The 20,674-nt window shown below is 60.8% G+C and carries 13 protein-coding genes and 2 pseudogenes; 7 read left to right on the top strand and 8 right to left on the bottom strand.

Annotated features, from left to right (window positions below):
* Positions 1 to 21: 21 nt before the first annotated feature.
* From IV098_RS16050 to metH, 5 genes are read right to left on the bottom strand one after another with little or no spacing between them, the layout of a single operon-like run.
* Positions 22 to 1,212 carry a Wadjet anti-phage system protein JetD domain-containing protein gene (locus tag IV098_RS16050; protein WP_296890907.1) on the bottom strand — a complete coding sequence of 397 codons (1,191 nt, stop codon included), beginning with the start codon at positions 1,210 to 1,212 and terminating at the stop codon, positions 22 to 24.
* The gene (locus IV098_RS16055; RefSeq protein WP_296890908.1) at positions 1,205 to 4,633 is read right to left on the bottom strand and encodes an SbcC/MukB-like Walker B domain-containing protein; all 3,429 of its coding nucleotides are present in this window, start codon (positions 4,631 to 4,633) and stop codon (positions 1,205 to 1,207) included. The genes IV098_RS16050 and IV098_RS16055 overlap by 8 nt, the downstream gene beginning before the upstream one ends.
* Positions 4,630 to 5,250 (bottom strand): DUF4194 domain-containing protein, encoded by a 621-nt coding sequence (locus IV098_RS16060; RefSeq protein WP_296890910.1) that lies wholly within the window; start codon positions 5,248 to 5,250, stop codon positions 4,630 to 4,632. The genes IV098_RS16055 and IV098_RS16060 overlap by 4 nt, the downstream gene beginning before the upstream one ends.
* Positions 5,247 to 6,662, bottom strand: coding sequence for a Wadjet anti-phage system protein JetA family protein (locus IV098_RS16065; RefSeq protein WP_296890912.1), 1,416 nt, complete (start codon positions 6,660 to 6,662; stop codon positions 5,247 to 5,249). The genes IV098_RS16060 and IV098_RS16065 overlap by 4 nt, the downstream gene beginning before the upstream one ends.
* Positions 6,663 to 6,665: 3 nt before the next feature.
* The gene (gene metH / locus IV098_RS16070; RefSeq protein ID WP_296890914.1) at positions 6,666 to 10,349 is read right to left on the bottom strand and encodes a methionine synthase; all 3,684 of its coding nucleotides are present in this window, start codon (positions 10,347 to 10,349) and stop codon (positions 6,666 to 6,668) included.
* A gap of 295 nt (positions 10,350 to 10,644) precedes the next feature.
* On the opposite strand from metH, the gene prsT reads away from it, so the two are divergent.
* From prsT to IV098_RS16085, 3 genes are all read left to right on the top strand, one after another.
* A complete protein-coding gene (gene prsT, locus IV098_RS16075; RefSeq protein WP_296890916.1) occupies positions 10,645 to 13,347 on the top strand; it encodes an XrtA/PEP-CTERM system TPR-repeat protein PrsT in 2,703 nt (900 codons plus the stop codon).
* 148 nt (positions 13,348 to 13,495) lie between these two features.
* Positions 13,496 to 14,287, top strand: a complete 792-nt coding sequence (xdp1, locus tag IV098_RS16080; RefSeq protein ID WP_296890918.1) for an exosortase-dependent surface protein XDP1 — start codon at positions 13,496 to 13,498, stop codon at positions 14,285 to 14,287.
* Between the two features lie 111 nt (positions 14,288 to 14,398).
* The gene (locus IV098_RS16085) at positions 14,399 to 14,785 is read left to right on the top strand and encodes a rhodanese-like domain-containing protein (protein ID WP_296890920.1); all 387 of its coding nucleotides are present in this window, start codon (positions 14,399 to 14,401) and stop codon (positions 14,783 to 14,785) included.
* A 17-nt stretch (positions 14,786 to 14,802) separates the two neighbouring features.
* On the opposite strand, the gene IV098_RS16090 is transcribed toward IV098_RS16085, so the two are convergent.
* Positions 14,803 to 15,234, bottom strand: a complete 432-nt coding sequence (locus IV098_RS16090) for a DciA family protein (protein ID WP_296890922.1) — start codon at positions 15,232 to 15,234, stop codon at positions 14,803 to 14,805.
* Between the two features lie 89 nt (positions 15,235 to 15,323).
* Here IV098_RS16090 and secA point away from each other — a divergent pair, with 89 nt between their 5' ends.
* The 4 genes and pseudogenes from secA to IV098_RS16110 form a co-directional block, all read left to right on the top strand.
* Positions 15,324 to 18,047 carry a preprotein translocase subunit SecA gene (gene secA / locus IV098_RS16095; RefSeq protein WP_296890924.1) on the top strand — a complete coding sequence of 908 codons (2,724 nt, stop codon included), beginning with the start codon at positions 15,324 to 15,326 and terminating at the stop codon, positions 18,045 to 18,047.
* A 26-nt stretch (positions 18,048 to 18,073) separates the two neighbouring features.
* Positions 18,074 to 18,301 (top strand): hypothetical protein, encoded by a 228-nt coding sequence (locus IV098_RS16100; protein WP_296890926.1) that lies wholly within the window; start codon positions 18,074 to 18,076, stop codon positions 18,299 to 18,301.
* Positions 18,302 to 18,348: 47 nt separating this feature from the next.
* Entirely contained in the window at positions 18,349 to 18,807 is a 459-nt protein-coding gene (locus tag IV098_RS16105) for a hypothetical protein (protein ID WP_296890928.1), read from the top strand.
* A gap of 12 nt (positions 18,808 to 18,819) precedes the next feature.
* Positions 18,820 to 19,392: pseudogene (locus IV098_RS16110) on the top strand (multicopper oxidase domain-containing protein); the annotation flags it as partial.
* A 106-nt stretch (positions 19,393 to 19,498) separates the two neighbouring features.
* Here IV098_RS16110 and IV098_RS16115 read toward each other — a convergent pair.
* Both IV098_RS16115 and IV098_RS16120 read right to left on the bottom strand, forming a co-directional pair.
* On the bottom strand, positions 19,499 to 19,921 hold the full coding sequence (locus IV098_RS16115; RefSeq protein WP_296890929.1) for a F0F1 ATP synthase subunit epsilon: 423 nt from the start codon (positions 19,919 to 19,921) through the stop codon (positions 19,499 to 19,501).
* A 99-nt stretch (positions 19,922 to 20,020) separates the two neighbouring features.
* Positions 20,021 to 20,674: pseudogene (locus IV098_RS16120) on the bottom strand (F0F1 ATP synthase subunit beta); the annotation flags it as partial.

A 20,674-nucleotide genomic window follows, 5' to 3' on the forward strand; every position in this document is an offset into this window, starting at 1 on the left:
GATTGCCAACCTTGCGGCTGGTTAAACGGGCGCTTTAGGCGCCTGGTTTTCCTGCTCAAAGTCTTGTGGTACGCCTAACAAAATGAGCTTGTTTGCTAAGGCTGCAATGCCCCATGTATTGCGTAGACCTTCAATAGTGCGAATTTCGGATCGTGTAAGTGGTTGTGGACTTGACCACTGCGCACGGTCCATCTGATGGGGCTTTATCTCACGATGGCTCAGTCGAGCAATCAAGGCGAAAATTTCTAAGCCACGTACATCCGTATCGCCCCAATGATAAAAAGGGGTGGCCTCGCTGAGTTCTTGCCCGAGACGGTTGAATAAAATCTGAACACTTGGGTTGGGAAATCCGCCGGTGTAGAGGATCAGGCCTTGGTCACGCACCTCTCGGCAATGGCGGGCAAAGCTTGCCCAGTTTTCTATGCTGAGCACATAGACTGGTTGTTTAGGCAGAATCATCTGAGCAAGCATTTCGCCTGGCAGACCTACCCAGGGAAGCACCCCGGACAAATCCAACACGGCATTTTCATTGCGCAACCCCACCGCTCCCCGTAACAAGATTGGTTGAGGCGTTTTGATCAAACCCAACGAGTGGTACAGGTCGTTGGCATCCAATGATTCGCAGTCGTGCGCGGTACACCATGCTTCAGCAAAGCTAGCTTTCAGGCGCTCCAAGGCTTTCGAGTCGCCGGTGGTCAGGGCGCTGAAACTGCGCAGATCGAGATTGGCCTGTTGATTGCGACTGACTGCTAGCAAAGCCTTGAATAGCCGTTCGATGTCGTCGGCGTTTTGTGGGAGCCGCAACCGCAGCGCAGCTTCGCCACGTTGCCAGCGAACAGCAGCGTTATCCCAACAAGTTTTCAGCCATGGGGGAGCCAACTCCAGCAGTGGGGCGACTCGTGGTGAAAACGCTTCCACCAGGGCTTGGGCAGGTAAGCGGTCAAGAAAACTGGCAAGCTTGTTGCCATCTACAAACACCACTCGAACCAGCTCGTGTGAAATTTCAAACCGCCCCCACTCAAGCTTTACCGCGCCACATTTGGCGGCGTTCGCCATTACGGCATGGAAAGCTTCGCGGCTCGCACCTGAAGTTTCTCGATAGCGAGAGCCATCGCGGCCAGCTAGGTTGAGGCTGAATGTTCTGTCGTGGTTGTCGGTTCGCTGCCAGCGCTCAAACAACTTGTTCAGAAGATCGAGAGCCGGCTCAGCCATGTATCTTGAAAGGATTATCCTTAGCCAGCAACGCGTGTAGCGGTGCGTTGAAGTATTGGGACTCGATCGATACCGCGCCGCCATCCCGGTATACGTTGACGATGGTGTCCATCTCTTCGGCTAACAGTGCATGGCGTTCGTCGGGTGCGGCGATTACCGCCTGCATCCCAAGATCGCGCAGGAAAGCGAGCGCGCTTTGCGTGTTTCCCACATCCAGTTTGCTAAACGCCTCGTCGAACAAAGCCAATGCCATGCCGCCCCTCACGTTGCCAGTCGCTTCGTCACGCTCCAGCCGGTAGGTAGCTGCCAGCGCAGCGCCAATGGCGACATAAAAAGGCGCCTGATGCTCACCTCCGGAGCCTTTACCCAAGCGCTGCGATAGCCAGGCAGCGGAACCTGCCCGATTGGGGTCCTTCATTTCCACGTCAAAGCGATAGTAGTTTCGGTAGTCGGCCAGCTTGTCTTCCAGCGCCTTAGCGCCATCGGCACCGCCCATGAGCAGTTCGCGGACTTTTTTGCGTGCTTCGAAATGCTCAGAACCCGGCAAAGCCTGCGTGTCGAACAGACTGCCGACATTGGCTTGTACTTCAGCTGTCGCTGATTTAATCCATTTGATTAGTGGTTCAAATTCTTTCTCATCAAATTTCTTGAACTGGTACAACTCGCCGTGGAAATTACGCTTTTTCAGGTTGCGATTGAGCTCGTCGAGTGCATCGTCGATGCCGGCCAGATTGTCACGTAACTGGCCGATGAACTGGGCGTGAAAAATTTGTTCGGCATCCAGCCTTGCCTTCTCGGCGCGATCAGTCAGGCCGGCAAGTTGAGTGTCTTCCAAGTTGGAGAGGGTGGCAATACTCCAGGCTTCCAGTTCTGTGTGCAAAGTTTCGGGCATCTGATTGGCCGAACCGGGCAACAAAGCAGAGTGCTTCAACGCGTATTCGCGTAGTTCAGCATGCGCGGCATCCCGATTTTGAACCTGCTCGGTGCGGTTTTTTCGGGCACGCTGACGAGCAGTTTCCTCCACTTTGTTGAGGTCTTCACCGTGTTCAGTCTGCAGGCGCTCGAATTGGGCAGAAGCCTCTGCCATCTTGAGGGCCGCGGACTGGGTGCGGCACGTGCGTTCATCGGTGGCTTGTGCGAATGCCACATCATTCTGGCGACTCTTCTCTTCCTCGAGCGTAGTTTGTTTTAACAAATCTTTTTTCTGCGTTTCAAGTGCGCTGAACTGCTCCTTGCGCGTTTTTATGCTTTCCTGAGTATCTTTGAGTTTCTGTTTGAGAGTGTCTGTTTCTTTCAGATCAAGTTGCCCCAGTTCTTCGTTCAGACGTTTGATCTCAAATTGAGCATCGGTTCGGTTAGCCGCCAGTGCAGTAAGCTCGATGCCATTTTCCAGCTTGCGTGCAAAGTCAGCCAAGGCTTCGGAAACGCCCGCAAAGCTTTTATGACTGCGATCAGCCTCGGCGTATTTGGCTGCATCCTCCTGAAACTGTAGTTCCAGACGCTTGCGTGTGAGTTCACGGCTGGCGCGTCCGAGCAGGTGATCACCCACAGGCGCCATGCGTTCGATGGCGCCGTTGGCGGCAAGCATCCCGTCATCAGTGGCCGCGCGTTCCTGGCGCAGAAGTTCATCCTCAGTATCCACCCGCATCACACGCCCAAGCAGACGATTGATATAGGCGCGGGCATGGTCGTCGTCGGTGGTGACGATTTCTGCCAGCGAACCCGGCTCGCAACGCTTCAGCCAATCCTGGGTTTTGCGGGTGTTGATTACGCGTGCACCGAACAGCTCACGACCTTGGCGGCGGTAGACGCTGATGGCGTCACGCGCATATTCGGGTGCGACGATTAAGGCTTCGCGATTGCTGCCGAGATAGCGCTCAATGCAGTCCCGCCAGCGTTCGTCCACGATTTCCACGCAATCGCACAGCGGGCGGCTACCAATGTTGTGCTGGTCGAGCAAGGCGACGAGCGCTTGGGCTTTTTTCGACAAAGGGATTTCGCCGCGTTGAAGGGTCTGCAGTCGCTCGCGCAAATCCAACAAGTTGGTGTTCATAGCCTCGACTTCATTTCCGAGTTTCTTAGCACGTTCCTGTATGCCTGGCAGCACAGCTTCTAGCTCGGTACGAACTTCGTTGGCAAGTTGTTCGACGATCTCGGACACTTCTGGCCAAGTCGGGATGAGCAACTCGTCTTGGGGGAGCGTATCCGCAAGCATTTGCAGGACAGTCAGAAAGGGCTTGGGCAAGTCTTCACTAAAGTCGAGTAGTTTCCAGACAGCGGAGAGATTTCGCCGAATGATATCCAAGCCGTTGTCAGCCTGGTTTGCGTGCGTCTGCTGCGTCTCGATGCGCGCTTCCAGTTCCTGGCGTTTGGCCTCACTACCGCTTGCCGCGATCAGCCTGTTGAGACGCAAGACTTCTCTTTGATCCTGCTCGTCTTGGTGGGTCAAGTCTTTGGACGCCACCTCCAATGCCTCGCTTTGTTGACCAATCTGATCCAGCGCGTCTTCGATGCGTACTCGCTCGTCATCCAGCCGTAGCACCGCCGCTTCCATCTCGATCCAATCGTATTGCACCGCCCGTTGTCCCCGGCGTGCCGCCTCCAAATAGTGAGCCTGGACAAGCTTGAGCGCGGCGATACGGTCGCGCACTTCTTTCGTTTTGGCTTCGATATCGCGGTAATTCTTGAGCGATTCCTGCAGGGCTTTTACCCGGATGGGCTTGTCGTCGAGAATGTGGCGACGCACGAATTCAGATACATCCTTGATCGGGGCAAAGGTCACGGCATTTTTCAGGCTGCGCGCGAAACGAATCGGCTCGAATGAACGACCGCCATAACCGAGCGCTTCGCCCAAGCGTTTAATGAAGCGCCCAGATTCATTCAGGTTCTCGAACTCCGCGCCCTGCGCGTGGCAACGGCGGCGCAGGTCTTCGCGCACGCGATCCCACGGAATCGGGCGATCTTCACCTCCGGCCGATTCAATGAGATCGCGCAAAATCAATGAGGCGCGCGGCACGATAAAGCGACCATCAACCTCGAATACACCGTTGTCGAGGTGGGCGTGCATAGCGAGGCCGATGGCGGTCTCATCATGGGTTTCATCGTCGCGAAAACACAGCACGATATAAGAAACAGCCTGCCGACGTGGTGCCAAGTCAGGGTCAAGGTCTGCACCGGTAGACGGGTCGCGCACCACTCCCAAACAATATTCGCGCAACGTGCGCCGACTTTTTTCGCCCGCGCTGGCGTTGAGTTGAATTAGCCGTTGGTCGCCGCCCAGCAGCACCGCCTGAATTGCATCCAAAATAGAGGATTTGCCCGATGCATTCGGGCCGATAAAGGCTGTGTTGCCCTCAATGTCAATCTGTTCGGCCGACAGCAGATACCAATTGACCAGCAGGATGCGGTTAAGCAGCTTCATGGCTCACCTGTTTCCGACGTGTCAATGTCATTGGCTTGCCCAGTCTTGTTCAAGTGCGCTTCTAGCCGTTCCAGGCAGTGGTCTCCTGCCACCTGGCGCAAAGCTGGCAACAGGGCAATTCGAGGTAGGCCGGTAGCGGCATCTTCGTCACCAAGGCGCAGCAGGCCGTGGCGTTGAAAGCGTTTCAGCAAACCGATGTAATCGCTCTTCTTGGGCGATTCACGGTGGGTCAACACACCGTAGCGCTCCAGCAGATCGGCGGCACTTTGGTGCACCTTGCCATCCTGAGTTTGGCGCGCTTCCACGCCTTCTTCAAATGCCAGACGCGCAATAAAAAGGAACAAGGTTTCGGTGAGATCAAGACGCAGATAGGTCTCTTCATCGCCTGGTAGTACGCCGACGTAGCCAAAGTCCTGGTCCAGATAAAGTTGCCAGCCCAACGCATCGAATAGCGCGTGAAAGTACTCGAAATGGTCAGTAATTAAGCGATAGTGCGGGCGCTCGTCGGCCAGATAAAGAAACTGTCGGGTCAACAAGGCATTGGCAGCACTCTTGAAATCGGCTTCGCTGAGTTCGTCGTTGCGGTCGAGCAGGTGTTTGAGGTCGCGCAGCATCATGTTGACTTGCGGATGATGGTGAAATCCCGACACGCAAGCCATTCTGTCTCGATACGTGCCGTTCCAGTGCGCACCTCAAAACGTCGATTAAGCCGCCGACCGCTTTCACCTGACCGTGTCAGATGGCCAAGTTGCGAAAGATGCGAGAAGGCGACGAAATCCTCGACCGATTCTATGCGGCATTCTTGCGCACGCAGCTCGTGGCGCGATCCCATTTGCTGATCCAGGTAGATCTCCACCGCACGCGGATCCAGCCGGCGGCGAGCAAGGTAATCACGGATAGCCTTTTGTCGCGCCAAGCGTGCCGGGTCTGGCGCAGTGCGGCGCAGGCGCTCCGGCTCGGGCGGACGCTTAGGTGAAACGGGGGTGCGAGGACTACGCGGTGAAAACGGCAACACACGCATCAGGCGATGGGGTGCCGGTAAGGCTGCGGCATCATCAGCTAAGGCCAAGCGCGTCACTAACCGTGCGATGCGTGCGGCAGCACCGGGCTGGGTTTTATCCATATAACGCACTGCCTCGGCAACCCGGCGTTCCAGGCCCGCACGAAATTCATTGATGCGTTCCAAGTGCGTATCCACTTCGGCGAATACCTGTTCTAGCGTAGCCAAGTCGTCGTCCACCCGACGCAAGGCTTCTGCTTCGCTACGGGCTATGCGCTGGCGCAGATAAGCCTGCGGAAGTGTCGTGCGCGCATCATGCGAAAAACGAATGATTCTGACCTTGTTAAGGATTTCCGCCTTATAACGGAAGGGGTTATCACGGGTGTACAGCGTCTTGTAATCCGCAACCAGAAATTCCTCAACAAAGTCCGAGAAGAATCCGCCCAGAAGAATCCTGGGGTCATGCTCTGCGCGTAGCCTTTGCGATACTTCGCGTAAGCCGTAGGCCAATGAGCGCAGATGTAAAAAGAACTCTCGCGCCTGTCGCGCCGCTTCGGACAGTGCGGCAGCCTGCTCACCAGGATTGAGTTGCACTTGGACGATATTGTTGTGGATGGTCTGCACGATCCCGCCATAAAGGCGATTACGTTGCTGAGCGATCTCCAACAAATTCCCGAGCAGCCGCCCGACATCGGGCGGCATAGCGACGCGGGTGCGATAGCCGTCCTGCTCTTCTTCCAGCCAGCCGCATTGCCGTAAACGCCTATAGGCGCGGGCAGCATAACCAAGTTGAGTATTGGGGATATCCAAGGAATTCTCTTCGCCTTCCTCGGGTTGCCAGTTCTGCAACGTCATATCCGAAAGCACTTCCTCGATCTCGTTCCGCACCGTTTCGTAAGCAGGCAGCAACGCTGCAGAGGAACCAAAGAACAACGCGTGTAAACGCGTCAAAACGTTAACGTAAATGCTCCGGTTTGCGCCTGCCAAAGGTGCAAATAACGCATCTGGTAGATGCTTGAATAGAGCCATGGCTTAGCTGGAGTAAGCCAGATTCGGCGCCAGCCAGCGTTCCGCCGTCGCCAGATCCCAGCCCTTGCGCCGCGCGTAATCCTCGACCTGATCTTTCTCCAGTTTGGCCACCGCAAAATACTGGCTGTCGGGGTGCGACAGGTAGAAGCCCGAGACCGCCGCGCCCGGCCACATGGCGTAGTTTTCGGTGAGCACGACGCCGATGGCATTCGTTGCGTCGAGCACCTCGAACAAGGCCGCTTTTTCGCTGTGCTCGGGACAGGCCGGGTAACCCGGGGCGGGGCGGATGCCCTGGTATTTCTCACCGATCAGATCTTCGTTGGCGAGCGCTTCCTCGCTGGCATAGCCCCAGAATTCGAGGCGTACGCGCAGGTGCAGGTGCTCGGCGAAGGCTTCGGCGAGACGGTCGCACAACGATTTGAACAGGATGGCGGAATAGTCGTCTTGGGCGGCCTCGAAGGCTTTGGCGCGTTCGTCTTCGCCGATGCCCGCGGTCACCACAAACGCGCCCAGGTAATCTTTCAAGCCGCTTGCCTTGGGCGCGACAAAATCCGCAAGACAGAGGTTGGCGCGGCCTTCGGGCTTTTTCATCTGCTGGCGCAGGTTGTGCCAGGTCATCAGGGTTTGGGTGCGCGATTCGTCGGCGTAGACCTCGATGTCGTCGTCGTTCACCGCATTGGCGGGAAACAGGCCGAATACGGCGCGCGCTTCGACCCAGTTCTCGGCGACCATCTTCTTCAGCATCGCTTTTGCGTCGTTGTAGAGCTTGGTCGCTTCGACGCCGACGACTTCGTCGTCGAGAATCTTCGGGAATTTTCCGTGCAGTTCCCACGAGGCGAAAAACGGCGTCCAGTCGATGACACCGACCAGCTTCTGCAGGTCGTAGGCTTTCAGCACGTGCACGCCGGGCTGCGCTGGCTTGGGCGGGGTGTAGGCCGACCAGTCGATGGCAAATTTGTGCGCGCGGGCTTCGTTGATCGACAAGCGCACGGTGTCGGACTTGTGCTTGAGGTGGCGCTCGCGGGTGACGGCGTAATCGGCCTTCACTTCGGCGGCAAACGCGGCGCGCAAGTCGTTCGACAGCAGCTGGGTACAGACGCCGACCGCGCGCGAGGCGTCTTTCACGTACACCACCGGGTGTTCGTAGTTCGGCTCGATCTTGACCGCGGTATGGGCGAGCGAGGTCGTCGCGCCGCCGATCAGCAGCGGAATCGTAAAGCCCTGGCGCTGCATCTCTTTGGCGACGTGTGCCATTTCCTCCAGCGAGGGCGTAATCAGCCCGGACAGCCCGATGATGTCGGCCTTATGCTCGCGCGCGGCGTCGAGAATCTTCTGTGCCGGCACCATCACGCCGAGATCGACGATGTCGTAGCCGTTGCAGCCGAGCACCACGCCGACGATGTTCTTGCCGATGTCGTGCACGTCGCCCTTGACCGTGGCCATGATGATCTTGCCCGCGCTTTGCGCGTCGCCGGCCTGCTTGTCGGCTTCGATGTAGGGCAGCAAATGGGCGACGGCCTGCTTCATCACGCGCGCCGATTTCACCACCTGCGGCAGGAACATCTTGCCGGCGCCGAAGAGGTCGCCGACCACGTTCATGCCGGCCATCAGCGGGCCTTCGATGACGTGCAGCGGGCGCTCGCATTCGAGGCGCGCGGCTTCGGTGTCTTCGACGATGAATTCGGTAATGCCCTGCACCAGCGCGTGGCTCAGGCGCTCGTTGACCGGCAGTTGCCGCCAGGCCAGGTCGACGACGTTTTCCTTCGCGCCGCTTTTCACGCCTTCGGCGAACGTCACCAGCCGCTCGGTCGAATCCTCGCGCCGGTTGAGCAACACGTCTTCGACGCGCTCGCGCAGCTCGGGGTCGAGGTTGGCGTACACGCCGAGCTGCCCGGCGTTGACGATGCCCATGTCCATGCCCGCCGCGATGGCGTGGTAGAGGAAGGCGGTGTGGATCGCCTCGCGCACGCCGTCATTGCCGCGGAACGAGAAGCTCACGTTCGATACGCCGCCGGAGATGTGGGCGTGCGGCAGGTTCTGGCGGATCCAGCGGGTGGCTTCGATGAAGTCGACCGCGTAGTTGGCGTGTTCCTCGATGCCGGTGGCGACCGCGAAAATATTCGGGTCGAAAATGATGTCCTCGGGCGGGAAGCCCACCGTTTCGGTCAGCAACTTGTAGGCGCGGGCGCAGATTTCGGTCTTGCGCGCGTAGGTGTCGGCCTGGCCGGTCTCGTCGAAGGCCATCACGATCACCGCCGCGCCGTAGCGCCGGCACAGTTTGGCGCGCTCGATGAATTCGGCTTCGCCTTCCTTCATCGAGATCGAGTTGACGATACCCTTGCCCTGAATGCATTTCAGGCCGGCTTCGATCACGCTCCACTTCGACGAGTCGAGCATGATCGGCACTTTGGAAATATCGGGCTCCGACGCGATCAGCAGCAGGAAGCGCACCATCGCCGCCTCGGCGTCGAGCATGCCCTCATCCATGTTGATGTCGATCACCTGCGCGCCGTTTTCGACCTGCTGGCGGGCCACCGACAGCGCGTCGTCGTAGCGGCCTTCGAGGATCATCTTGGCAAACGCGCGCGAGCCGGTGACGTTGGTGCGCTCGCCGACGTTGACGAACAGGCTGTCCTTGCCGACGTTGAACGGCTCCAGACCCGACAGGCGCATCGCCGGTTCCAGCACCGGCGGCACCCGCGGCGCGACGCCTTCGACCGCCTTGGCAATCGCCGCGATGTGCGCGGGTGACGTGCCGCAGCAGCCGCCAACGATGTTCAACAGGCCCGAACGCGCCCATTCGCCGATATGCACCGCCATTTCCGCGCCGTCCATGTCGTATTCGCCGAAAGCGTTCGGCAAGCCGGCATTCGGGTGGGCGGAAATGAACACGTCGGCCTTGGCCGACAACTCGGCGACGTACTGGCGCAGCAGGTCGGGGCCCAGCGCGCAGTTGAGGCCGATGGACAAAGGCCGGGCGTGACGCACCGAGTTCCAGAACGCTTCGCCAGTCTGGCCGGAAAGCGTGCGGCCGGAGGCGTCGGTGATGGTGCCGGAGATCATCACCGGCAGGCGCAGGGCGTTCGCTTCAAAGTATTCCTCGATGGCGAACAAAGCAGCCTTGGCGTTGAGCGTATCGAAGATCGTCTCGACCATCAGGATGTCGGCGCCGCCCTTGACCAGACCGTCGATCGCTTCCAGATAGGCCACGCGCAACTGGTCGAACGTCACGTTGCGGAAGCCCGGGTCGTTGACGTCGGGTGAAATCGTGGCAGTGCGCGAGGTGGGGCCGAGCACGCCGGCGACGAAGCGCGGCTTGTCCGGATTGAGCGCGGTCGCCTCGTCAGCGGCCTCGCGTGCGAGGCGGGCGGCGGCGAAGTTGAGCTCCGGCACCAGGAATTCCATGTGGTAGTCCGCCATGGAAATCGAAGTGGCGTTGAAGCTGTTGGTCTCCAGCATGTCGGCGCCCGCCGCCAGGTATTTGGCGTGGATTTCCTTGATGATGTGCGGCTGCGTCAGGCACAACAGGTCGTTGTTGCCTTTGAGGTCGTGCGCGAAATCGGCGAAGCGGGTGCCGCGATAGTCGGCCTCGCCGAGCGAGTACGACTGGATCATCGTTCCCATGGCGCCGTCGAGCACGAGGATGCGTTGGGCAAGCAGGGATTGCAGCAGGGCAAGGCGGGACATGGCGATCAGAGAAAGCGAGGGGAGCGCGGGATTATATAAGGTCTGCAACCCGATGCCCGGACGGCTTGCGCGTGCCGCTGCGCGGCCGCGTTTTATTGAATTCCTGTCACACCTGTTCAACTCTCGACAGCCAGACCGGCTTGCCCGGACCTGCCGGAGCAGCCGCCCCGGCCACACGGGCCGGGCAGCGCGGATAGGGTGCACGCCGGTACAAAACTTGCGAAAGATCGGGTACCGACGGAAGCGAACGATCCGTCATCGATTCCGCATCCAATACAAATGAGACGCTGATTTCATGCTGAAACCCTATCTCCTGGCTGGCCTGCTGGCCGGCTCGTGCCTGTCCCCGCTGGCACTGGCCGACCGCGCCGAGGATGCCTCGCGCTATTACGAAAATGCCCTGACCCGCTACGAGCGCCACGACGACGCCGGCGCCATCATCCAGCTTAAAAATGCGCTGAAGGAAGACCCGCGCATGCTGCCGGCTCTGGTGCTGCTGGGCCAGGCCTATGCGCGGCGCGGTGAATTCGCCGCGGCGGAGCGGGTGTTCGCCGACGCCGAGCGGCTGGGGGCGGCACGCGCCAGCATCGTGACGTTCCAGGCAAAAGCGTATTTCGACCAAGGCAAATATCAGGCGCTACTCGAAAAATTTGGCGACCAGGGCCTGCCCTCTGCCCAGCGCCTGGAAATCCTGCTGCTGCGCGCGCAGTCGCAGATGGCGCTGAGCCAGTTCGACGCCGCCATGCGCACGGCGCAGCTCGCCGAACAGGTGCCAGGCGGGGCGGCGCGCACGCTGGCCCTGCAGTCGCGCATCCATCTCAACGCCGGGCGGCCGCAGGAGGCGAGCGCCAGCGTGGCGCGCGCGCTGCAGCTGGCACCGCGCGATGCCGATGCCTGGAACATGCAGGCATCGATCGCGCATTTGAGCGGCAACCTGAATCAGGCCGTTGCGGATTACACGCGCGCGCTGAGCTTCCAGCCCGACCATCTGGAAGCGCGTCTGGCACGCGCCGGGCTGCTGCTCGACCTCAAGCGCGATGCCGAAGCCAAGACCGATCTCGATTATCTGCAGAAGCGGTTTGCCTATGACCCGCGCGGCGCCTATCTGCGCGCGCTCTATTACGGCCGGCGCGGCGACACCCAGAACGGGCGCGAAGCGCTGATCGAAGCCACCCGCACGCTGTCGCAGCTGTCGCCGGAATTCATTGCCACGCGCGAACAACTCCAGTTGCTCGGCGGTCTTTCGTATTACGCACTGAACGAATTCGAACGTGCCAAAGGCTACCTGGTGCAGTATCTGAAGAAGCGCCCGCGCGAGGCCGGCGCCCGCAAGGTGCTGGGCGCGATCTATCTGGCCGAAAAGCAATACGACCGCGCCATCGCCATGCTCGAGCCTGCCCTGAAGGCGCAGCCGGGCGACGCCGACACCCTGTCCATGCTCGGCTCGGCGCACATGGGCAAAGGCAATCACGTCAAGGCCTCCAGCCTGTTTCAGGAAGCCGCACAGGCCAAAGACAGCCCGAATGTCCAGCTGGGCCTGGGCCTGAGCCTGATCGGACGCGGCCAGCAGGACGCCGGCTTTGCCGCCCTGCAACGCGCCTATCAAAAGAACCCTGGGCAGGAACAGACCGGCGCGCCGCTGGCGATCACCTACCTCAAGCGCAACGAGCCGAAGAAAGCCGTGGCCGTGATGGAGGCGGTGCTGAAGCGCGAGCCCGCCAACCTGTCTGCGCGCAACCTGCTGGGCGTGGCCAAACTGGCGGCGGGCGATCGCGCGGGCGCGCGCGCCGCCTACGAAGCCGTCATCAAGGCCGATCCGGCATTCCACGCCGCCCAGCTCAATCTGGCACGGCTGGACGAGGCCGACGGACAGCCCGCACGCGCACGCGCGCGCTACCTCGGCGTCCTCAAGGCCGACCCCACGCACGTCAGTGCCATGCTCGAACTGGCGCGCCTGGAAGAAACCACCGGCCGCCCTAATGAAGCCATCCGCTGGCTGGAAAAAGCCCGCAGCCTGCAACCCAACGACCTGCGCCCCCTGCTGGCGCTGAGCAGCCTGTATCTGCGTCAGGGCAACGCCCAACTGGCGCTCAACACCGCCAAGGAAGCGCAGGCCATCGCGCCCGACCAGCCCAACACCCTGATGACGCTGGCCATGGCGCAAATTGCCGTCGGCAATGCCGAACTGGCGCGCGTTTCCCTGCGCCGCATCAGCCAGCTCGCCACCTTCGATCCCGTCTGGCTGGGACGCGTCGCCAACCAGCAGATGCGCATCGGCGATACCGAAGCCGCCCGCTACACCCTGAGCAAGATTCTGCTGGCCGATCCGCGTGCCCTGACTGCGCTGGAACTGCAGATCCGCATCGACCTGCAAACCGGCAAGCTGGCCGAAGCCGACAAACGCATTGCCGAACTCATGGCCCGGCCCGACGCCCGCAGTCAGGCGCAGAGTTTGCTGGGCGAACTGCGGATGCAGCAAAAACGTTACGCCGAAGCACGTCAGGCTTTCCAGATCGCCCATGCCGCCCAGAACAGCAGCGACAGCCTGTTCAATCTGTATCGCGCCCTGCTGGCCACCAGCCAGATCAACGAAGCCGCAGCCCTGATGGCGTCCTGGAGCAAGCTGCACCCGCAGGACCGGACCGCCCGGCATGCCCTCGGCGAAGCGTATATGCTGCTCAAGGACTGGCCGCGCGCGCGCGCCGTGTTCGCTGAACTGCTGAAAACCGATCCGAACGACGCCCGAGCCCACAACAACCTGGCCAATGTGCTGCTGCAGCAGCGCGAACTGGCTGCCGCGCTCAGCCATGCCGAGCGTGCCCGCGCCCTTGCGCCGAATGTCCCGCAGGTCAACGACACCCTGGGATGGGTCCTGGTGCAACAGGGACAAGCCGAAAAGGGCCTGCGCTATCTGCGCGAAGCTGCGTTGCGCGCGCCGGACAATCGCGAAATCCAATCCCACTTGAACGCGGCTTTGGTCAAACTGGGCAAGCGTTAACCGCCCCAGACTGTCGGGTTTTTTTACACAAAACCTTGCCGGCATGGGCGTGTATTTGTTAATGCGTTGATTAAATGATGGTTTTTGTTTCTGGTATCAATGTTGCTTACTTGTTAAGCAACTCACCCTATAGCTTCAGGAGTAAAAAATGAAAATGATGCGGATTCAATCCCTTTCCCGCCTGCTGGCCGCTGCCGCTCTGTGCGCAGCCGGCAGTGCCGGTGCCACGACCTGGACCTTCACCGGCAGCACGCTGGAACAGCCGGCCGGATTTGGTGCGGCGCAAAGCACCGTCGGTCCCGTGACCGCCACCGCAACCGCATGGGCGAATACCGCTAATGGCTCAGGCGGCAGCAACACCGTACTGGCCAGCGCCTATCTGACCCCGCAAGGAACCAGCGGCGTAGGCGCAAAACATGCCGACAGCGAAAGCACCAACTCGCCGCAGCACGCCATCGACAACGATGGCCGCCAGGAATCCATCCTGTTCAGCTTTGCCGGCGACAAGGTCAACCTCACTTCCAGCTATTTCGGCTGGATCTCCGGCGACTCCGACTTCTCCGTTTATGCCTACACCGGCGCAGGCGTGGGCTCTGTGGCCGGGCTGACTTATGGCAACCTCACCAGCAATGGCTGGACGCTGATCAGCCATTCCAACGAAGCCAGCCAGAGCAACAACAACGGCGACAGCAAGGATTTCGCCAACAGCATTTACTCCAGCTACTGGCTGATTGGCGCCTACAACGGCGCCGGCGCCGACTCGACCTACGATTACTTCAAGCTGAAAACCGTTTCGGGCCTCACCTGTACCGACAACCCCGGTGGCAGCGGTTGCGGCGGCGGCGGCAACAACCCTGTTCCCGAACCCGGCACCATGCTGCTGCTGGGCGCCGGACTGCTGAGCCTGACCCGCATGACGAGCCGCCGCCCCGCGGTTTAAGTCATCCGGCCAAAGAAAAACCCCGCCAGTGCGGGGTTTTTTTATGCCGCAACGTTTCAAACCGCTCGGCCTCGCTGCTATGGTGTAAATCTGATCCTGAAGGAGCCGCACATGAAACAGCTCAATCCAGCAGAAGCCCATGCCTTTGTGCAGTCACACCCCGAAGCTGTGTTCATCGACTGCCGCTCGGAAATCGAATACCTGTTTGTAGGCCACCCGGTCGGCGCGATCCACATTGCCTGGCAGGATGGCCCCGACTGGGACGTGAACCCCGATTTTCTTGGCCACTCGCGCAAGGCGGCCTCGGTCAATCGCCCGGTGGTGCTGATCTGCCGCTCCGGACGACGCTCGATGGAAGCCGGGCGCTACCTTGAGAAATACGGTTTTCCCGAGGTCTATAACGTCACCCACGGATTTGAGGGCGACATGGATGAACAGCGCCACCGCTGCACCCGCAACGGCTGGAAGTTCGACGGGCTGCCGTGGGAACAGACCTGAGCCGGGCGCTCAGCCTCTCAAGCCGAACGGTGATGCCGTAACAGCTTGTCGAGCGCGTCTTTAAGCGGTCCGGCTTCGATTTCCGCATTCAGATGCGCCAGCCCCTCCAGCGCGGCGGGTGGCACACCGGCTTTTTCCACCGGATGGACATAACGCGCCATCAACTCGGGGTTGACGTTGACGCGCAGGGACGCCACCGCGATGCCGCGTTTGACGAGGCCCACCACCAGGCCGTCGGCCAGCTGTCGCAGACGGCTGGCAACCGCCCCGCTGTCGCAGGCGACACTCAACACGCTGCTTTCCAGCTGCATGACGCGGACGTGGCCAGCCAGCGCCGCCGGCAAGGCGCGATCCAATGCCGCCTGGGTATTGAGCAATACCCGGGCGCGCACGGCCAGCCCCGGTGGCAACTGGCTTGCAAGCAGATCGGCGAGGCTGGCTGAGCTCATGGACGTGTCACGTGAACGTCGCAGGAAGCCGCGATCGCTATGTTAAAATCGAACGATTTACCGCGTCCTGCGGACATTTCGGATTCCCCATGCTGCAATCCATTTTCAAAAAAGTTTTCGGTAGCCGCAACGACCGGCTGGTCAAACAATACCTGCAAAAGGTCAAAGCGATCAATGCGCTGGAGCCGGCGATGGAACAATTGTCCGACAGCGAACTGGCCGGCAAGACCGCCGAGTTCAAATCGCGGCTGAGTCAGGCTGGCGCGGACAAGCTGGACGAAACGCTCGACAAGCTGTTGCCCGAGGCCTTTGCGGTGGTGCGCGAGGCCTCGAAGCGGGTGATGGGCATGCGCCATTTCGATGTGCAGATGGTCGGCGGCATGGTATTGCACGACGGCAAGATCGCCGAAATGCGCACCGGCGAGGGCAAAACGCTGATGGCAACCCTGCCCGCCTACCTGAACGCGCTGACCGGCAAGGGCGTACACGTGGTAACGGTGAACGACTACCTCGCCAGCCGCGACGCCGAGGCGATGGGGCGAATTTACGGCTTCCTCGGCCTCACCACCGGGGTGAATCTGTCGCAAATGCCGCACGACGCCAAGCAGGCCGCGTATGCCGCCGACATCACCTACGGCACCAACAACGAATACGGCTTCGACCTGTTGCGCGACAACATGGTCCACCAGATGAGCGAAAAAGTGCAGCGTCCGCTGGCTTTCGGCATCATCGACGAAGTCGACTCGATCCTGATCGACGAGGCGCGTACGCCGCTGATCATCTCCGGGCAGTCGGAAGACAACACCGCGCTCTACCAGCAAGTCAATCTGGTGCCGCCGCGCCTGGTGCGGCAGGACAAGGAAGACAGCGAAGGCGACTATTCGGTCGACGAGAAATCCCGCCAGGTGCTGCTGTCGGAGGCCGGACACGAAAAAGTCGAAGCCGTCCTGACCGAAATGGGCCTGCTGCCCGAGGGCGGCAGCCTGTACGAGCCGGCCAACATCATGCTGATGCATCACGTGTACGCCGCCTTGCGTGCGCACGCGCTGTTTTTCCGCGATCAGCATTACGTGGTTCAGAATGACGAAGTCATCATCGTCGACGAATTCACCGGCCGCCTGATGAGCGGCCGCCGCTGGTCGGAAGGCCTGCATCAGGCCGTCGAAGCGAAGGAAGGCGTGGCGATCCAGAAGGAAAACCAGACGCTGGCCTCGATCACCTTCCAGAATTATTTCCGCATTTACAAGAAACTGTCCGGCATGACCGGCACGGCCGACACCGAGGCCTTCGAGTTCCAGAGCATCTACGGCCTGGAAACCGTGGTCATCCCGACCCACAACCCGATGATCCGCAAGGACGAGCACGACCAGGTCTACCGTACCGCTGCCGAGCGCGACCAGGCGGTGATCAACGACATCCGTGCGCGCAACGCCAACGGCCAGCCGGTGCTGGTCGGCACCACCTCGATCGAGGCCAACGAGCATCTGTCGGCCGAGCTGAAGAAAGCCGGTCTGCCGCACAACGTACTGAACGCCAAGCAGCACGCACGCGAAGCCGAAGTCATCGCGCAGGCAGGCATGCCGGGCGGCATCACCATTGCCACCAACATGGCCGGCCGCGGCACCGACATCGTGCTGGGCGGCAGCATCCAGAAAGAAATCGACGCGATCCGTAACGACGAGGCGCTGTCCGACAGCGAGAAGGATGCGCATACCGCGGCGCTCAAGGCCGACTGGCAGCCACGCCACGACGCCGTGCTGGCTTCGGGCGGCTTGCACATCATCGGCACCGAGCGTCACGAATCGCGCCGCGTCGACAACCAGCTGCGCGGCCGTTCCGGCCGTCAGGGCGACCCCGGCTCCAGCCGCTTTTTCCTGTCGCTGGAAGACCCGCTGCTGCGCATTTTTGCGTCCGACCGCGTCGCCGCCATCATGGATCGCCTGAAAATGCCCGAGGGCGAGGCGATCGAACATCCGTGGGTCACCCGCGCGATCGAGAACGCGCAGCGCAAGGTGGAACAGCGCAACTTCGACATCCGCAAGCAGCTGCTCGAATACGACGACGTGTCGAACGACCAGCGCAAGGTGATCTACGAGCAGCGCAACGAAGTACTGGCAAGCGATAACATCGCCGACACCATCCGCGCCATGCGCGACGACGTGCTGCACGAAACCATCAGCCTGCACATCGCGCCGGGCAGCATGGACGAACAATGGGACGTGCCGGGTCTGGAAAAGGCCCTGGCGGCGCAGTTCAGCCTCGACCTGCCGCTGACGCAATGGCTGGAAGGCGACAAGACCCTGAACGAAGACGGCTTGCGCACCAAGATCTGCGAAGCCGCCGACGCACTGTACCGCGAGAAGGAAGCCATCGTCGGCGCAGATGGCCTGCGCCAGTTCGAACGCGCGGTCATGCTGCAGAGCATGGACAGCCACTGGCGCGAGCACCTGTCGGCGCTGGATCACCTGCGCCAGGGCATCCACCTGCGCAGCTATGCGCAAAAGCAGCCCAAGCAGGAATACAAGCGCGAAGCCTTCGAACTGTTTTCCGCCATGCTCACCGGCATCAAGGCCGAAGTCACCCAGACCACCACCACCGTGCAGGTGCGCATACCCGAGGATGTGCAGGCGGTCGAGCTGCAGGACGCCCTGTCCAACGTACAGTTCGAGCACGCAGGTTTCGACGAGGCACAGGACTTCGCCGCCGCGGAAGCCGAAATCGCCGGACTGGACTTTTCCAGGGCCGGGCGCAACGATCCTTGCCCCTGCGGTTCGGGCAAGAAGTTCAAGCAGTGCCACGGCAAGTTGAGCTGAGCTTAATCAAACCAAGGAGAGCGGCCATGCCGTATTACGTTTTCCGCCTGGGCATGTTCAAAGTGCTCGAAAAGCAGGGCGAATGGGCGACCTTCAAGGAAGCCAAGGCGCAGACCAACGCACTGCGCAAGACGCTCGACCCCAAAACCGGCGACAAGTACAAAATGATCTTCGCCGACAATGAAATCGCGGCGCAGGAAACCCTGACGGCCGAGCGCGAGCTGGAAAAAACGCTGTCGGGCGACGACTGGTAAGCACCCACGCGTCCACGCCTCGAATCGGCACCCGGACACAGTCCAGCATGGCTGAATACAACGAAGATGCCTACAAACTGGCCCGCAAGGCCTACATCGAGCACAGCTGCCCGTTCGAACGCGCGCTGCTGTCGCGTTGCGTCGGCTGCAGCCGTTCACGCAAGCTCAATCTGGCCGAGCGCGAAGCGATCGCCTGCGGCGATGCGGCGGTACGCGAACACTGTCTGACGTTTTACCGCGCACTGCACGACAACGCGCAGTTCGCCCTCAAGATCAACCCCGATGCACCCTGGCCGTTCGGCAAGGAAATCCGCGCCCAGTGCGGCGGTGTACGCGGACTGGCCGAAACGGTAGACGCACCCGCCCATACCGGAACGGATACCGACACCGACATCGCCGCCACCGTGCTGCTGGCCAACGGCCGTTTCGGCGGCACTGAGGCCTTCCCCTATTCGGAAATCATGCGCGCCGTGGTGCATTACGAGCCGCGCAAGCGTCGTCCCTGAGCCGGCGGGAGCCCGGGCAAGACCTTCGTTTACGAATTCACCGCACGCCGCGCCCGGGTACCTTCATATATCACCCGCACGCCGACGAGACCCAGAGGGCCATGGGCATGATGGGTTTCTGGGTCACGCACCCCAAGGCTAGGCACCCGCATATCGCACGACGACCGCGATTTCTACTTTCGGCTCAATGCCAACGATATCGTGCCCGACAGCCCCACGCCTAGCATCATGACGATGCTCGATTTCAAGCTGTGGGCCGGAAACAGCCGCGCCTTTCCCGGCATCGACAGCCTCAACGTGCATCTGAACGACCCGGTGCGCATCCGCATCGGCAACCTCACCATGACCAACCATCCGATCCACCTGCATGGGTGTCATGTTCAACCTGCTGAAAGAGTGCGGCGCTGGCAGGCGCCCGATGATTACTCCGATCCCGGCTGGTACAAGCAGCCGGCCGGTACGCAGGCACACGAGGTGAGCCCACCGCCCGAAGCCACCCGCGCACCGCAAACAGCTTCGCCGCAAGGCAAGGCCGGGGATGTGGACGTCAATGTGCGCAAGCCGCTGGATCATGCAGGGCACTGACTCCGCGGGCACCGAAGCATTCCGCTGCGCTTTCACTGCAAGCGCTTATCCGGCATAAAAAAAGGCAACCCAGGGTTGCCTTTTTTCTGACCGCCGGTGTCGCCAATCAAGTCAGCTTGCGCAGTTTCTTGATCGCCGCCAGCTGGGCCACGGCTTGTGCCAGTTCGACCTGCGCTTGCGCATAGTCGATCTGGGCCGCCTTGTCTTTCATTGCCTCTTCCGCAGCGCGCATTGCTTCGAGCGCCTTGGCTTCGTCCAGGTCGGCGCCGCGAATCGCGGAGTCGGACAGGATCGTGACAACATTGGGCTGCACTTCCAGAATGCCGCCCGACACATAGATCAGCTCTTCTTCAGCCTGGTTGGGCACCTTGATGCGCACCGAGCCGGGTTTGAGCGTGGTCAACAAGGGCGTGTGGCGCGGATAGATGCCGAGCTCGCCGCGCTGGCCGGGAGCGATCACCACTTCGGCGCTGCCGGAGTAGAGCGTCGTTTCAGCACTAACGATGTCGACGTGAATAGTCATGGCCATTTTAAAACCTCGTGAGGGGTCAGGATTCAGGGGTCAGGGATCAGGGGTGGTGCGGCTACGCCTCGCCATCTCCCTGAATCCCGACCCCTGATCCCTTGTTTACTGAATCGTCTTCGCCTTCTCGACCGCTTCTTCGATGCCGCCGACCATGTAGAACGCCTGCTCGGGCAGGTGGTCGTATTCGCCTTCGACAATCGCCTTGAAGCCGGCGATGGTTTCCTTCAGCGTGACGTATTTGCCAGGGGCGCCGGTAAACACTTCTGCGACGAAGAAAGGCTGCGACAGGAAGCGCTGGATCTTACGGGCGCGGGACACGGCCAGTTTGTCTTCCGGCGACAGTTCGTCCATACCCAGAATCGCGATGATGTCGCGCAGTTCCTTGTATTTCTGCAACGTGCCCTGAACCGCACGGGCGACGTTGTAGTGCTCCTCGCCCACAACCTGCGGATCCAGAATCCGCGAAGTCGAATCGAGCGGGTCCACGGCCGGGTAAATACCCAGTTCGGCGACCTGACGCGACAGCACCAGGGTAGCGTCGAGGTGGGCGAAGGTGGTCGCCGGCGACGGGTCGGTCAAGTCGTCCGCAGGCACGTAAACGGCCTGGAAGGAGGTGATCGAACCGGTGCGGGTGGAGGTGATGCGCTCCTGCAGACGGCCCATTTCGTCGGCCAGCGTCGGCTGGTAGCCCACCGCGGACGGCATCCGGCCCAGCAGCGCGGACACTTCGGTACCGGCCAGGGTGTAGCGGTAGAT

Source organism: Thiobacillus sp. (assembly GCF_018780105.1).
Taxonomy (GTDB): Bacteria; Pseudomonadota; Gammaproteobacteria; order Burkholderiales; family Thiobacillaceae; genus Thiobacillus.

Excerpts from the sequence above, each read along its gene's own strand:
- IV098_RS16050 (WP_296890907.1), bottom strand. The coding sequence starts at position 1,212 with ATGGCTGAGCCGGCTCTCGATCTTCTGAACAAGTTGTTTGAGCGCTGG.
- IV098_RS16115 (WP_296890929.1), bottom strand. The coding sequence starts at position 19,921 with ATGGCCATGACTATTCACGTCGACATCGTTAGTGCTGAAACGACGCTC.
- secA (WP_296890924.1), top strand. The coding sequence starts at position 15,324 with ATGCTGCAATCCATTTTCAAAAAAGTTTTCGGTAGCCGCAACGACCGG.
- metH (WP_296890914.1), bottom strand. The coding sequence starts at position 10,349 with ATGTCCCGCCTTGCCCTGCTGCAATCCCTGCTTGCCCAACGCATCCTC.
- prsT (WP_296890916.1), top strand. The coding sequence starts at position 10,645 with ATGCTGAAACCCTATCTCCTGGCTGGCCTGCTGGCCGGCTCGTGCCTG.
- IV098_RS16105 (WP_296890928.1), top strand. The coding sequence starts at position 18,349 with ATGGCTGAATACAACGAAGATGCCTACAAACTGGCCCGCAAGGCCTAC.
- IV098_RS16060 (WP_296890910.1), bottom strand. The coding sequence starts at position 5,250 with ATGATGCTGCGCGACCTCAAACACCTGCTCGACCGCAACGACGAACTC.
- xdp1 (WP_296890918.1), top strand. The coding sequence starts at position 13,496 with ATGAAAATGATGCGGATTCAATCCCTTTCCCGCCTGCTGGCCGCTGCC.
- IV098_RS16085 (WP_296890920.1), top strand. The coding sequence starts at position 14,399 with ATGAAACAGCTCAATCCAGCAGAAGCCCATGCCTTTGTGCAGTCACAC.
- IV098_RS16100 (WP_296890926.1), top strand. The coding sequence starts at position 18,074 with ATGCCGTATTACGTTTTCCGCCTGGGCATGTTCAAAGTGCTCGAAAAG.
- IV098_RS16065 (WP_296890912.1), bottom strand. The coding sequence starts at position 6,662 with ATGGCTCTATTCAAGCATCTACCAGATGCGTTATTTGCACCTTTGGCA.
- IV098_RS16090 (WP_296890922.1), bottom strand. The coding sequence starts at position 15,234 with ATGAGCTCAGCCAGCCTCGCCGATCTGCTTGCAAGCCAGTTGCCACCG.
- IV098_RS16055 (WP_296890908.1), bottom strand. The coding sequence starts at position 4,633 with ATGAAGCTGCTTAACCGCATCCTGCTGGTCAATTGGTATCTGCTGTCG.